The 12919-nt window shown below is 72.9% G+C and carries 11 protein-coding genes and 1 riboswitch; of the genes, 2 read left to right on the top strand and 9 right to left on the bottom strand.

The window, feature by feature from the left end; genetic code table 11:
* Positions 1-37: 37 nt before the first annotated feature.
* Positions 38-886, bottom strand: a complete 849-nt coding sequence (locus tag HNR57_RS31980) for a sulfurtransferase (RefSeq protein ID WP_184565572.1) — start codon at positions 884-886, stop codon at positions 38-40.
* A gap of 251 nt (positions 887-1137) precedes the next feature.
* Between HNR57_RS31980 and HNR57_RS31975 the strand changes: the two genes are divergently transcribed.
* Entirely contained in the window at positions 1138-1941 is an 804-nt protein-coding gene (locus tag HNR57_RS31975; protein ID WP_184565570.1) for a VOC family protein, read from the top strand.
* A gap of 22 nt (positions 1942-1963) precedes the next feature.
* On the opposite strand, the gene HNR57_RS31970 is transcribed toward HNR57_RS31975, so the two are convergent.
* Genes HNR57_RS31970 through HNR57_RS31955 form a run of 4 tightly spaced genes read right to left on the bottom strand, consistent with a single transcriptional unit; the run spans position 1964 to position 7365 of the window.
* The gene (locus HNR57_RS31970) at positions 1964-2614 is read right to left on the bottom strand and encodes a thymidine kinase (RefSeq protein ID WP_031108015.1); all 651 of its coding nucleotides are present in this window, start codon (positions 2612-2614) and stop codon (positions 1964-1966) included.
* A 45-nt stretch (positions 2615-2659) separates the two neighbouring features.
* Positions 2660-3856: an alkaline phosphatase family protein gene (locus HNR57_RS31965; RefSeq protein ID WP_184565568.1), complete on the bottom strand. Its 1197-nt coding sequence runs from the start codon at positions 3854-3856 to the stop codon at positions 2660-2662.
* A complete protein-coding gene (locus tag HNR57_RS31960; protein ID WP_181361612.1) occupies positions 3856-4443 on the bottom strand; it encodes a DUF5998 family protein in 588 nt (195 codons plus the stop codon). Before HNR57_RS31960 ends, HNR57_RS31965 begins: the two co-directional genes overlap by 1 nt.
* Before the next feature lie 51 nt (positions 4444-4494).
* Positions 4495-7365, bottom strand: a complete 2871-nt coding sequence (locus tag HNR57_RS31955; protein ID WP_184565566.1) for a bifunctional acetate--CoA ligase family protein/GNAT family N-acetyltransferase — start codon at positions 7363-7365, stop codon at positions 4495-4497.
* A gap of 179 nt (positions 7366-7544) precedes the next feature.
* Here HNR57_RS31955 and HNR57_RS31950 point away from each other — a divergent pair, with 179 nt between their 5' ends.
* Positions 7545-7826, top strand: coding sequence for an HPr family phosphocarrier protein (locus HNR57_RS31950; protein ID WP_184565564.1), 282 nt, complete (start codon positions 7545-7547; stop codon positions 7824-7826).
* Between the two features lie 169 nt (positions 7827-7995).
* On the opposite strand, the gene HNR57_RS31945 is transcribed toward HNR57_RS31950, so the two are convergent.
* From HNR57_RS31945 to HNR57_RS31930, 4 genes are all read right to left on the bottom strand, one after another.
* The gene (locus tag HNR57_RS31945) at positions 7996-8691 is read right to left on the bottom strand and encodes a GntR family transcriptional regulator (RefSeq protein WP_184565562.1); all 696 of its coding nucleotides are present in this window, start codon (positions 8689-8691) and stop codon (positions 7996-7998) included.
* A gap of 188 nt (positions 8692-8879) precedes the next feature.
* Positions 8880-9668: a M23 family metallopeptidase gene (locus HNR57_RS31940; protein ID WP_184565560.1), complete on the bottom strand. Its 789-nt coding sequence runs from the start codon at positions 9666-9668 to the stop codon at positions 8880-8882.
* A gap of 12 nt (positions 9669-9680) precedes the next feature.
* A riboswitch (cyclic di-AMP (ydaO/yuaA leader) is annotated at positions 9681-9845 on the bottom strand.
* Between the two features lie 192 nt (positions 9846-10037).
* Complete coding sequence (locus HNR57_RS31935; RefSeq protein WP_184565558.1) at positions 10038-11426, bottom strand: M16 family metallopeptidase; 1389 nt, start codon at positions 11424-11426, stop codon at positions 10038-10040.
* On the bottom strand, positions 11423-12766 hold the full coding sequence (locus tag HNR57_RS31930; protein WP_184565683.1) for a M16 family metallopeptidase: 1344 nt from the start codon (positions 12764-12766) through the stop codon (positions 11423-11425). Before HNR57_RS31930 ends, HNR57_RS31935 begins: the two co-directional genes overlap by 4 nt.
* Positions 12767-12919 lie beyond the last annotated feature (153 nt).

Raw genomic sequence — 12919 nt, 5'->3', positions numbered from 1 at the left:
CCGCGCCTTCCGGGCCCGGCCCTCACCTCATGTCAGGTCACTGCGGGTCCGGCCCTACGGCGACCGGCCGGTCCGGGTCCGAGGACCACTCCGACCACGACCCCACGTACAGCTCGGCCGGAATGCCCGCGGCCGCCAGCGCCAGGACCTCGTGCGCGGCGGAGACCCCCGACCCGCAGTACACGCCGACCCGCGCACCCTCCCGCACGCCAAGTGCCCCGAACCGCGCCCGCAGTTCCCCGGCGGGCAGGAAGCGCCCGTCGGCCCCCACGTTCTCCGTGGTGGGCGCCGACACCGCGCCCGGGATGTGCCCGGCCACCGGGTCGATCGGCTCCACCTCGCCCCGGTACCGCTCCCCCGCCCGCGCGTCCAGCAGCACACCCGACCGCGCCAGAGCCGCGGCGGCATCCGCGTCGAGCAGCCCCGTCGCCCCCGGCTCGGGCACGAAGTCGCCCTCGGCGGGAGCCGGCACGGACTTCTCCAACGGCCCCTCCCAGGACGGCAACCCGCCGTCGAGGACCCGCACGTCCGGGTGACCCGTCCAGCGCAGCAGCCACCACGCCCGGGCCGCCGCCCAGCCCTGGCCGCCGTCGTAGACGACCACCGGTGTGCCGGACGACACGCCCGCCCCGCGCATCGCGGCACCGAAGCGCGCGAGATCCGGCAGCGGATGCCGACCGCCCTTGCCCGGCGCGGAGGCCAACTCCCGGTCCAGGTCGACGTAGACGGCCCCGGGCAGGTGCCCTGCCTCGTACGCGGCGCGGCCGTCGAACGGCGGCTCGCCGGCCGCCTTGGCCGCGGTGAGCTGCCAGCGGACATCGAGCAGGACCGGCGGGTCGCTGTCCAGGTCCTTCGCGAGGTCGGATGCGGAGATGATGGCGTTCATGCTCCCCATCCTCGCGCACGGGGGTGGCCGAGCCGTCCGTGTCCGGCTACTCTGCTCGGCCGGAGCGGAGCGATCACGCGGCGTACGGGAACAAGCACATGCTGTACAGCTGAACGACACCTGCCGACAAGCGCGCCGCGAGGGACGAGGCCCGCACATCGGGCATTCTCCCCGGACAAGGGACGCCCCACAGGGCTGCCCCACCAGGCTGCGGAGAGCACGGCCACCGCGAGGCCGAGAAGAGAGTGACGATGACCGACGCACGGGGGTCCGCCGGGCCGAACGGTGACACACCAGCCCGGCACGCGCCCGGCGCACCCTGCTGGGTGAGCCTGATGGTGCACGGCCTGGACGCGACCGAGGACTTCTACGGTGCGCTGTTCGGCTGGGAGTTCCAGCCGGGCCCCCAGCAGCTCGGCCCGTACGTGCGGGCGCTGCTCGACGGGCGCGAGGTGGCCGGCCTCGGCCGGCTGCCACCGGACCGCCACCTGCCCATCGCGTGGACGCCCTACTTCGCCTCGGAGAACGTGGATCTGACGGCCGAGACGGTGCGCAGCCGCGGCGGGACGATCGGTGTGGGTCCGCTGGACGCCGCCGACGCGGGCCGCCTGGCGATCGGCTCCGACCCCTCGGGCGCGGTCTTCGGCATCTGGCAGGCCGCCGCGCACCTGGGCACCACCGTCTCGGGCGTTCCCGGCACGCCCGCCTGGAACGAGCTGCTGACCTTCGAGTCGGCGAGCGTCGCCAAGTTCTACCGGACGGTGTTCGGCTACGAGGAGGAGCCGGTGGTCTCCGCCGACTTCGACTATGTGGCCCTGCACCTCGGCGGCGAACCCGTCGCCGGCGTCCACGGTGTGGGGCACGCGCTGCCCCGCGACCGGGGGCCGCACTGGGTCACGTACTTCCAGGTCGCCGACGCCGACGACGCCGTGGACCATGTCGTCCACCTGGGCGGGCAGGTCCTCAGGGCCGTGCACGACACCGCCCACGGGCGGGTGGCGCATGTGGCGGATCCGGAAGGCGCGCGGTTCGCGCTGCTGCAGCGGCGGGGCTGACGGCCGCGGCGCCGGACGCGGGTCAGGCTGACGTCACCGGCAGCACGTCCGGGGACAGGGCCGCCGCGTGGGAGGTCGCCGCGGTCATCCGGCGGCGGTGGTGACGGCGGCACAGCACCTCGTACCCGACCTCGTCGGCGGAGTGAGTGACGTCGCCGACGACCACCTGGGCGCCCTCGACGACCATCACCCCGCCTATCGTCCGGGCGTTGTGCGTGGCGCGGGCTCCGCACCAGCACAGGGCCTCGACCTGGAGCACCTCGACCCGGTCGGCCAGCTCCACCAGCCGCTGCGAGCCGGGGAACAGCTTGGAGCGGAAGTCGGTCGTGATGCCGAAGGCGTAGACGTCGAGGCTCAGGTCGTCCACCACGCGCGCGAGTTGGTCTATCTGCTCCGGTGCGAGGAACTGCGCCTCGTCGGCGATCACGTAGTCGGCGCGGCCGCCCTGGGAGAGATGGTCGACGAGGTAGCCGTAGAGGTCCTGCCCGTCGCCGACCTCCACCGCGTCCGTCACCAGGCCGAGGCGCGAGGACAGCTTGCCCTCGCCGGCCCGGTCGTCGCGCGAGAAGATCATGCCCTGCAGGCCGCGCGCCGAACGGTTGTGCTCGATCTGGAGAGCCAGCGTCGACTTCCCGCAGTCCATGGTTCCGCAGAAGAACACCAGCTCGGGCATGTGGAGTTGAGCACCTTTCGGCGTGGAGGTCGGCGTGGGGCTGTGTCAGGAGCGTACTTCGAGCAGGGGGACCAGCTGCTCGGCGGGGGTCATCGAACCGTGATTGCCGACCATGGCCGACTCCTTGGGCTCCCGCTCGGAGGCGATGAGGAGGACGTCGTCCCGCGCGGCCGCGACCACGTCACCGATCCTGCCGTACACCCGTTCGTCGATCTGCGGGCCGAACCAGCCCGCCGCGATGGCCTCGTCGCGTGAGGCCACCCAGAACTGCTCGCCGAGCACCTCGCGCCAGCAGGTCAGGACGTCGTCCGCCGCGCCGGGCACCGCGTAGACGTGGCGGGCGCGGCCTTCACCGCCGAGCAGGGCGACGCCGGCGCTCAGCTCCCAGTCCTCGTCGAAGTCGATGCGGTGCTGCTCGTCGAACGGCACGTCGATCATGCCGTGGTCGGCGGTGATGTAGAGGGCGCTGCGCGGCGGCAGTTGCTCGGCCAGGCGCTGGACCAGGCGGTCGGCGTACATGAGCTGGCCGCGCCAGGCGTCGGAGTCGACGCCGAAGCGGTGACCGGCGCCGTCGACCTCGGCGAAGTACGTGTACACCAGGGAGCGGTCGCCCGCGGCCAGTTGCTCGGCCGCCAGGTCCATGCGGTCCTCGCCGGTCAGCCGCCCCAGGAACGTTCCGCCGCTGAGCGCGACCCTGGTCAGCGGGGTGTTCTGGAAGGTCGGGGACGACACCTGAGCGGCGTGCACCCCGGCCGCGTGCGCCAGCTGGAAGACCGTGGGGTACGGCTGCCAGATGCCGGGCTGGGTCCACGGCTGCCAGCGCAGCTGGTTCATCAGCTCGCCGGTGTCCGGGTTGCGGACGGTGTAGCCGGGCAGGCCGTGCGCGCCGGGCGGCAGGCCGGTGCCGACGGAGGCGAGGGAGGTCGCCGTGGTCGCCGGGTAGCCGGCGGTGAGCGGACGCCCCGTGCCACCGCGGGAGGTGGCGAGCAGGGACGTCATGAAGGGGGCGTCCTCGGGGTGCGCCCTCAGCTGCTCCCAGCCGAGGCCGTCGATCAGGAACACGCAGTTCCGGTCGGCGGGGGTCAGCTCGGTGATCGCGGCGCTCATGTCCGGGACGCCCAGGCCGGCGGCCAGGGTGGGCAGGAGGTCGGCGAGCGATCCGCTGCCGTACTCGGGGACGGGCGCGGAGGCGACGGTCAGCGGTTCGGGGTGGGAGTCCCAGGCCGTCTCGGGCTGTGCCATCAGCGGGTCGTGTCCGCGGTCGCCTCGGAGAGGGCCTGCGCGAACGCGAGCGCCTCACGCACGGTCTCCGGTCCGTCCCCGGCCTCGCTGACGCGCAGGCTGAGGTCGTCCGCCGTCGAGTTTCCGGTGTAGCCGTGGTCCGCCTCGCAGTTGGGGTCGCCGCAGGCGGCCGGCTCCAGGTCGATGCGGGAGACGGCGCCCCAGCCGATGGTGAGGACGACCTCGCGGGGCAGGGTGCCCGGCTTGTACGACTCGGGGTTTGCGACGACGCGGCTGACCACGATCGACGAGATGCGGCCGATCTTCACGGACTCGGTCGACGTCGTGGCGTAGGGCGTCGGGGAGGTGCTGTCGGCGGCCTGCTCGTCGGTGTGGCTGACGATGAAGCGGTTGTCCGTGAGGACGAGCACGGTCACGTGCCGCCGCACCTCGTTCTGGTCGAACGTCGTCTCCTGGTGGACCAGGTACGACCGCATGGGCTCACCGCCCACGGCGGCCTCCACCGCCTCGGCCACGAGGGCCGGGTAGTAGCCGCTGCGCTCGATCGCCGCCCGCAGCCCCTGGGTCGTCGTACTGGTCTTGGCCATGACGCCCATCCTACGGGGGACCACTGACTGCGAGGGACACGTCGCCCCCTGTCAGTAGGCGGGGAGGGTCCGCGGGCCGAGGTCGTCGCGGGCGGGCGGGGGCGCGAGGCGGACGGAGGCGCCGAGGACGCTCAGGCCGTGCGAGGCGACGACGACCGGCTCCAGGGTGACCGCTACGACCTCGGGGTGGTCGTCGACCAGCCGGGACACCCGCAGCAGCAGCTCCTCCAGGGCCCGGGTGTCCGCCGGTGCGGAGCCGCGCCAGCCGAACAGCAGAGGGGCGGTGCGGATCGAGCGCACCAGGGAGGTCGCCTCCCGGTCGGTGACCGGGATCAGCCGGTGCGCCGTGTCCCCGAGCAGCTGTGAGGCGGCCCCGGCGAGCCCGAAGGAGAGCACGGCTCCGGCCGCGGGGTCGATGACGGCCCGGACGACGACGTCCACACCGCGCGGTGCCATCCGCTGCACCACCGGCCGCAGCTCCTCCGGCGCGCCGAACAGCTCGGTCAACTCCGCGTACGACCGGCGCAGTTGCTCCTCGTCGGCAAGGTCGAGACGGACGCCGCCCAGGTCGGCGCGGTGCCTGAGGTGCGGGGCGGTGGCCTTGAGGGCGACGGGGTAGCCGAGGGTACGGGCGGCTTCGGCGGCGGCGTCGGGGGTCGGGGCGGGCAGGGCGCGGTGGACCTGCACGCCGTAGTGGCCGAGGAGGTCGCAGGTCTCGTCCGTGCCGAGGGTGAGTCCCTGCCCGCGTGCGAGCAGGCCGTCGATCAGCGCGGCGGCGCCCTTCTCGTTGATGTCCTCGTACTCGGGCACCTTGCCGGGGTCGGCGGCCTCGCGCCGCCACTGCGCGTAGGCGACGGCCTGTCCGAGGGCGCGGACGGCACGCTCGGCGGCGGGGTAGGCGGGGATGAGGTGGGCGCCTTCGGGGGGCTCTGCGACGGGGATACGCTCCTCGGCCGGTGCCCAGCTGGCGACGACTTGCGACTTCTCGCCCGACTCGGCGGGCGATGCCGGATCGGTAGTTGTTTGCGGAGTTTTGCCCGAACCGGTCTGCGGTGCCGTGCTCGCCGCAGCCGACAGGGCCTCCGCCAGACCGCCGAGCTCCACGTGGACCACCAGGACCGGCTTGTCCGGGGCCGCCGCCGAGGCCGAGCGCAGGGCCTCCGCGAGGGCCGCGTCACCGACCGAGCCCTCCCCCACCGCCGGTATGGCGGTGACGACGACGGCGTCGCACCGGTCGTCGGCGAGCGCGCGGGACAGGGCGGCGTGGAAGTCCGCCGCGGAGGCGCCGGTCGTCAGGTCCTGCGGGGGGTGCGGCCGCAGGCCCTCGGCGAGGCACGCGTCGTACGTGAGCAGGCCCAGCGACTCCGAGTTGCCCAGGATCGCCACCCTGGGGCCGGGCGGCAGGGGCTGGCGGGCGAGCAGCAACCCGGCGTCCACCAGCTCGGTGATGGTGTCGACGCGGATGACGCCGGCCTGGCGCAGCAGCGCAGACACCGTCGCGTGCGGGAGGCGGGTCGCCCGTACGGCGTGCCCCTGGGGTGCGGCGCCGTGCCGTGCGCCCTGGACGACGACCAGGGGCTTGGCCGCGGCGGTCCGGCGGGCGAGGCGGGTGAACTTGCGGGGATTGCCGATGGACTCCAGGTACATGAGGACGACGTCGGTGTCGGGATCCTCGTACCAGTACTGCAGGACATCGTTGCCGGAGACGTCGGCGCGGTTGCCGGAGGAGACGAAGGTGGAGACGCCGGTCACGCCCGTCACGCCGCCGCCGCGCCGGTGCAGGCGGGACAGCAGGGCGATGCCGATGGCGCCGGACTGGGCGAACAGGCCGATCCGGCCGGGGCGCGGCACCTCGGGGGCGAGGGAGGCGTTGAGCCGTACCTCCGGGGAGGTGTTGATGATGCCGAAGGCGTTGGGGCCGATGATGCGCATGCCGTACGTGCGCGCGTGCCGCACGAGGGCGCGCTGGCGTTCGCGCCCCTCATGGCCGCTCTCGGCGTACCCGGCGGAGACCACGACGAGCCCCTGCACGCCGTGCTCGCCGCACTCGGTGACGACCTCGGGAACGTGCTCGGCCGGTACGGCGACGACCGCGAGGTCGACCGGGCCGTCGATGTCCCGCACCGAGCGGTGCGCGGGCACGCCGTCGAGCTCCCTCTGCCCCTCGGGAAGGGCCTTGTTCACGGCGTAGAGGCGGCCGTTGTACCCGGCGTCCCGGATGTTGCCGAGGACGCTGCGGCCTACGCCGCCCGGCGTGCGCCCGGCGCCGATGACGGCGACCGAACCGGGGGCGAGCAGCCGCTGCACGGAGCGCGCCTCGGCGCGGTGCTCGCGCGCGTACTGCACGGCGAGGGAGCGGTCGGTGGGTTCCAGGTCGAACTCCAGACGGACCACGCCGTCCTCGAAGCTGCGCTTCTGGGTGTAGCCGGCGTCCGTGAACACCTTGATCATCTTGTTGTTCGCGGGCAGCACCTCGGCGGCGAAGCGGCGGATGCCGCGCTCGCGGGCGACGGCGCCGATGTGTTCCAGCAGGGCGGAGGCGACCCCGCGGCCCTGATGGGCGTCCTGCACGAGGAAGGCGACCTCGGCCTCGTCGGCGGGTGCGGACGCGGGCGTTCCGTCCGCGCCGATCCGGTCGTAGCGTACGGTGGCGATGAACTCGCCGCCGACCGTGGCCGCGAGTCCCACCCGGTCCACAAAGTCGTGGTGCGTGAAGCGGTGGACGTCCTTGGCGGACAGGCGAGGGTACGGCGCGAAGAAGCGGTAGTACTTCGACTCGTCGGAGACCTGCTCGTAGAAGCTGACCAGGCGATCGGCGTCATCAACGGTGATGGGCCGGATGCGCGCGGTGCCCCCGTCGCGCAGCACCACGTCGGCTTCCCAGTGGGCGGGATACTCGTGCCGGTCCGGCGAGGTCTGCATGGGCCCCAGAGTACGGCTAGCGCCTGACAACGGCGCGAGGCAGTCTGTGGAGGGCGTCAGTCGGGTCGAGGCCGCGATCCGACGGCACCCCTGGAGTGGAACGCGAGGACCGCTCCTGGTGGGCTTCACGATATGGGAAACTGGTCTAGACAACCCTGAACACCGAAGGGCAGCAACACATGGCTGAGCGCCGCGTCAACGTCGGCTGGGCCGAGGGTCTCCACGCCCGCCCCGCCTCCATCTTCGTCCGAGCCGCCACGGCCGCAGGCGTCCCGGTGACGATCGCCAAGGCTGACGGCAACCCCGTCAACGCGGCCTCGATGCTGGCCGTCCTGGGCCTCGGCGCCCAGGGTGGCGAGGAGATCGTCCTCGCCTCCGACGCCGAGGGCGCGGACGTCGCCCTGGACCGGCTGGCCAAGCTGGTCTCCGAGGGTCTTGAGGAACTGCCCGAGACCGTCTGATGTCCCGTGCGCCCATCATCCGGCGCACACCGGAGGGCTCGTCCGAATTCACCGGGCGAGCCCTTCGCCATTCTCTGTCGACCAGGGGCGGGAATTCTGGAATTCCCCGTTTCCGGGCAGGGTAAATAGGCCCTCACGAATTGGCTGCTCTTTGTATACGGCCGCCGTGTTAATGCCGCAGGCTCGCCGTGTTTACGGGATGTTGCGAGTTCCTCACACGGTCGGCGGGCTCCCTGCCGGAGCCGAAACGCAGGCGGTGCGCGCCCGTCGCGCGCTCGGCGTGCAGCGCCGTCACCGCCCGCGCGCGCTCGCCGTCCCCGCGCGCCACCGCGTCCACGATCGCGCCGTGCTCCGTCCAGGACTCCACCGGGCTGGCCGGCGGGTCCACCGCGTACATCCACGCGATCTTGTGGCGGAGCTGGGTGAGCATCGAGGTCAGTGCGGGGCTGCCGGAGGCCTGGGCGAGTGTTTCGTGGAACCAGCCGCCGAGGGAGCGCAGGTCATCGCTGTTGCCCCGGCGGGCCCGCTCCTGGCCCAGCCGGACCAGGCCGCGCAGGACCTTCAGATGCGCCTCGGTGCGGCGCTGGGCCGCACGGGCCGCACCGAGCGGCTCCAGGAGCAGGCGCATCTCCAGCAGGTCGCCGGCCTCCTGCTCGGTGGGTTCGGCGACGCAGGCGCCCGCGTGCCGGCGGGTCACCACGAAACCCTCGGCTTCCAGCGTGCGCAGTGCCTCCCGGACGGGCACCCGCGAGACGCCGTAGCGGCGCGCGAGAAGTTCCTCGGTGAGCCGGCTGCCGCGTGCGTGGACACCCGCGACGATGTCGTCCCGGATGGCCGTGCACACCGAGTGCGCGGGAATACGCATGACCGACCTCCCTTTAATCCCCGTGAAACGCCGGCGAGCGGCGCCCGTTCCGTGACTCTATTGCAATGAGCCGGAATTTCCGACGGCAAGCGGGAATCCGGGGATATTTTTTGGACAGGCGGCCGCCGTAAACGGCGAAAGCCCCGGCTCGGGGAGCCGGGGCTTCGGGAACAGCGCGGAGGGTCCGGTCAGACGTTCACGCCGTGCGAGCGGAGGTAGGCGACCGGGTCGATGTCCGAGCCGTACTCGGGGCTCGTACGGGCCTCGAAGTGCAGGTGCGGGCCGGTGACGTTGCCGGTCGCGCCGGACAGGCCGATCTGCTGGCCGGGGGTGACCTGCTGGCCCACCGAGACGCCGGTGGAGGACAGGTGGCCGTACTGGGTGTACGTCCCGTCGTTCATCTTGATCACGACCTGGTTGCCGTACGAGCCGCCCCAGCCGGCCTCGACGACGGTGCCCGCGCCGACCGCGTGGACGGAGGTGCCGCTGGCGGCGTGGAAGTCGACACCCGTGTGGCTGCCGGAGGACCACAGGCCGCTGCTGGCCTTGTAGCTGGTGGAGACGTACGAGCCGGAGATCGGGGCCACGTAGGCGTTGAGGCGCTTGCGCTCGGCCTCGCGGGCGGCGCGCTCCTTGGCCTCGCGGGCCTTCTCGGCCGCTTCCTTGGCCCTCTCGGCCATCTCGGCGGCCCGCTTGCGCGCGGCCTCCTCGGCCTTCTGCTTGGCGGCGGCCTCGTCGGCGGCCTGCTGCTGCGCGACGGCCTGGGCGTCGATCTGCTGGGCCACGGTGTCGCCCATGGTGACGACCGGGGTGAGGCCGGTCTGCTCGGGGCTGGGCTCGGCGGCGAAGGCCGCGGGGGCCGCCACGGTGCCGATCACGCCGGTGGTGGCGAGGGCCGCGACGCCCGCCGCGCGGGCGGTGCCGCGCTGGATCCTGCTGGGACGACGGTGCTTCCCGGTGGCGCGAGTGAACGCCATGTGGTGGCTGGTCCTTTCCTTCCCTCTCGCCTACCGGGTTAGCTGACGGGTTCGGAGCAGGAAGGTCTCCTACGGACTCCCTCGCGGCTCGCGCGGGCGTCCGATTCACCCCAGGGACTGCGGTGGGTCCCCGGCTCCCCTGGCTCGCGCCGTACGGGGACTCGGCGATGACTGTCCGGTGCCGCGGGTGCGGCGCACTGCCTGACGAACAGCCCGGACGACGCTAAGCGGCGCCACTTTCAATTCCCAAACGAATCCAGGTGTTTGTAGCGCATCCCACAGGGCAGACAGGCAACCTCCGTACCAATTCGGGCATAAAGGAGCCCTGGTGCCTTGGAAGACAACCAGGGCTCCTCCGCGCGCCTGCCGCTACTCGGCGGCGACGACGCTGACTTCGCCGATGCACAGGGCCTCGACGGGCGCCTTGATCTGCGCCGCGTCGCCGACGAGGACGGTCACCAGACGGTCCACGGGGAAGGCGTTCACGGCCGCCGCGGTGGCCTCCACGGTGCCGGTCGCGGCGAGCTGACGGTACAGCGTGGCCTGGTAGTCGTCGGGCAGGTGCTGCTCGACCTGGTCGGCCAGCGTGCTCGCGACCGCCGCGGCCGTCTCGTACTTCAGCGGAGCCACACCGACCAGGTTCTGCACGGCGACGTCCCGCTCGGCGTCGGTCAGTCCCCCGGCGGCGAGGGTGCGCAGCACCGTCCAGAGGTCCTCCAGAGCGGGGCCGGTGTTGGGGGTGTCGACGGAACCGCTGATGGCGAGCATCGCGGCGCCCGTGCCGTCGGGGGCGGACCTGAGGACCTGGCCGAACGCCCGTACGCCGTAGGTGTAGCCCTTCTCCTCGCGCAGCACGCGGTCCAGGCGGGAGGTGAGGGTCCCGCCGAGGCAGTACGTGCCGAGCACCTGCGCGGGCCACACGCGGTCGTGCCGGTCCGGGCCGACCCGGCCGATCAGCAGCTGCGTCTGGACGGCACCCGGGCGGTCCACGATGACGACCCGTCCGGTGTCGTCGGCGGTCACCGGCGGCACGGGCCGCGGCTCGGCCGAGGAGCCCGTCCAGGCGCCCAGGGTGTCCCCGAGCAGGGCGTCGAGGTCGATGCCGGTGAGGTCGCCGACGACCACGGCGGTGGCCGTGGCGGGGCGGACGTGCTTCTCGTAGAAGCCGCGGACGGCCGCGGAGTCGATCGCGGCGACCGTCTCCTCGGTGCCCTGCCGGGGCCGCGACATGCGGGCGTCCGACGGGAACAGCTCCTTGGAGAGCTCCTTGGCGGCGCGGCGGGAGGGGTTGGCCAGTTCGTGCGGGATCTCGTCGAGGCGGTTGTTGACCAGCCGCTCGACCTCGCTGTCGGCGAACGCGGGCGCCCTGAGGGCGTCGGCGATCAGGTTCAGGCCCTTGGCGAGCCGGGAGGCCGGCACCTCCAGGCTGAGCCGGACGCCGGGGTGGTCGGCGTGCGCGTCGAGGGTGGCGCCAGCGCGCTCCAGCTCGGCGGCGAACTCCTCGGCGGAGTGCTTGTCGGTGCCCTCGGAGAAGGCCCGGGCCATGATCGTGGCCACACCGTCGAGACCGGCCGGCTCGGCGTCCAGGGGGGCGTCCAGCAGCACCTCCACGGCGACGACCTGCTGGCCGGGGCGGTGGCAGCGCAGCACCGTCAGGCCGTTGTCGAGCGTGCCGCGCTCGGGGGCGGGGAAGGCCCAGGGCTTGGCGTCGCCCGACTGCGGCCGGGGGTGGAAGTCCATCGTGGCGAGCTCGGTCACCGGGCCGCCTCCTCGTTCTCGTCCTGGTCGGCGGGGGCTTCGGGGGCGGTCGGCTCATAGACGAGCACCGCGCGGTTGTCGGGCCGCAGGCGGGCCTTGGCGACCTCCTGGACCTCCTCCGCCGTGATCTCCAGCACACGCTGGACGGCGGTCAGGGCGAGCTGCGGGTCGCCGAACAGCACGGCGTACCGGCACAGTTCGTCGGCGCGGCCGGCGACCGTGCCGAGCCGGTCCAGCCACTCGCGCTCCAGCTGGGCCTGGGCGCGCTCCATCTCCTCGGCCGTGGGGCCCTCCTCGGCGAACCGGGCGAGCTCCTCGTCGATGGCGGTCTCGATGACCGGGACCTCCACGTCACCGGACGTCTTCACGTCCAGCCAGCCCAGGGAGGGCGCCCCGGCGAGCCGCAGCAGGCCGAAGCCGGCCGCCACGGCCGTACGGTCGCGCCGCACCAGCCGGTTGTAGAGGCGGGAGGACTCGCCGCCGCCGAGGACAGTGAGGGCCAGGTCGGCCGCGTCGCACGCGCGCGTGCCGTCGTGCGGCAGCCGGTAGGCGGCCATCAGGGCGCGCGCCGGGACCTCCTCCTCGACGACCTCGCGCAGCTGCTCGCCGATGGTCTCCGGCAGCGAGCCGTCGCGCGGGGCGGGCTTGCCGTCGTGACCGGGGATGGAGCCGAAGTACTTCTCCACCCAGGCGAGGGTCTGCTCCGGGTCGATGTCGCCGACCACGGAGAGCACGGCGTTGTTCGGCGCGTAGTAGGTGCGGAAGAACGCGCGCGCGTCCTCCAGGGTCGCCGCGTCCAGGTCGGCCATGGAGCCGATCGGGGTGTGGTGGTAGGGGTGGCCCTCCGGGTAGGCGAGGGCGGTCAGCTTCTCGAAGGCGGTGCCGTAGGGAACGTTGTCGTAGCGCTGGCGGCGCTCGTTCTTGACGACGTCCCGCTGGTTCTCCATCGACTCGTCGTCGAGAGCGGCCAGCAGCGAGCCCATGCGGTCGGCCTCCAGCCAGAGCGCGAGCTCCAGCTCGTGGGCGGGCATGGTCTCGAAGTAGTTGGTCCGCTCGAAGCTGGTCGTGCCGTTCAGCGAGCCGCCCGCGCCCTGGACCAGCTCGAAGTGGCCGTTGCCCTTGACCTGGGCGGAACCCTGGAACATCAAGTGCTCGAAAAGGTGAGCCAGGCCGGTGCGCCCCTTGACTTCGTGGCGCGAGCCGACGTCGTACCAGAGGCACACCGCCGCGACCGGGGTCAGGTGGTCCTCGGAGAGCACCACGCGCAGGCCGTTGGCCAGGCGGTGCTCGGTCGCTGTCAGGCCCCCGGAGCCTGCCTGGGCTGTGGCCGTGTGACCCATGGGCATGTACGTCCCTTCGATCGCGGAGCGGTCTTCACAACCGCGGATTCCTGCCGGTCCTGCCACTGTATGCAAGCGTGCGAAGCCCCGGTGAAGTTCCCGGGCGGCGTACGCCGAGAGCGAGCACGGGCGACCGCCGTCGCCGGGCCCGGG

The sequence above is a fragment of the Streptomyces paradoxus genome (assembly GCF_014202475.1).
Classification (GTDB): domain Bacteria; phylum Actinomycetota; class Actinomycetes; order Streptomycetales; family Streptomycetaceae; genus Streptomyces; species Streptomyces paradoxus.
The sequence above is the reverse complement of the archived record's forward strand: the minus strand, read 5'-3'. Positions and strand labels throughout refer to the sequence as shown.

What these genes read in the sequence shown, in the direction of transcription:
- HNR57_RS31965 (WP_184565568.1), bottom strand. Translation starts at nt 3,856, where the DNA reads ATGGCACAGCCCGAGACGGCCTGGGACTCCCACCCCGAACCGCTGACC.
- HNR57_RS31930 (WP_184565683.1), bottom strand. Translation starts at nt 12,766, where the DNA reads ATGGGTCACACGGCCACAGCCCAGGCAGGCTCCGGGGGCCTGACAGCG.
- HNR57_RS31955 (WP_184565566.1), bottom strand. Translation starts at nt 7,365, where the DNA reads ATGCAGACCTCGCCGGACCGGCACGAGTATCCCGCCCACTGGGAAGCC.
- HNR57_RS31970 (WP_031108015.1), bottom strand. Translation starts at nt 2,614, where the DNA reads ATGCCCGAGCTGGTGTTCTTCTGCGGAACCATGGACTGCGGGAAGTCG.
- HNR57_RS31975 (WP_184565570.1), top strand. Translation starts at nt 1,138, where the DNA reads ATGACCGACGCACGGGGGTCCGCCGGGCCGAACGGTGACACACCAGCC.
- HNR57_RS31980 (WP_184565572.1), bottom strand. Translation starts at nt 886, where the DNA reads ATGAACGCCATCATCTCCGCATCCGACCTCGCGAAGGACCTGGACAGC.
- HNR57_RS31945 (WP_184565562.1), bottom strand. Translation starts at nt 8,691, where the DNA reads ATGCGTATTCCCGCGCACTCGGTGTGCACGGCCATCCGGGACGACATC.
- HNR57_RS31940 (WP_184565560.1), bottom strand. Translation starts at nt 9,668, where the DNA reads ATGGCGTTCACTCGCGCCACCGGGAAGCACCGTCGTCCCAGCAGGATC.
- HNR57_RS31950 (WP_184565564.1), top strand. Translation starts at nt 7,545, where the DNA reads ATGGCTGAGCGCCGCGTCAACGTCGGCTGGGCCGAGGGTCTCCACGCC.
- HNR57_RS31960 (WP_181361612.1), bottom strand. Translation starts at nt 4,443, where the DNA reads ATGGCCAAGACCAGTACGACGACCCAGGGGCTGCGGGCGGCGATCGAG.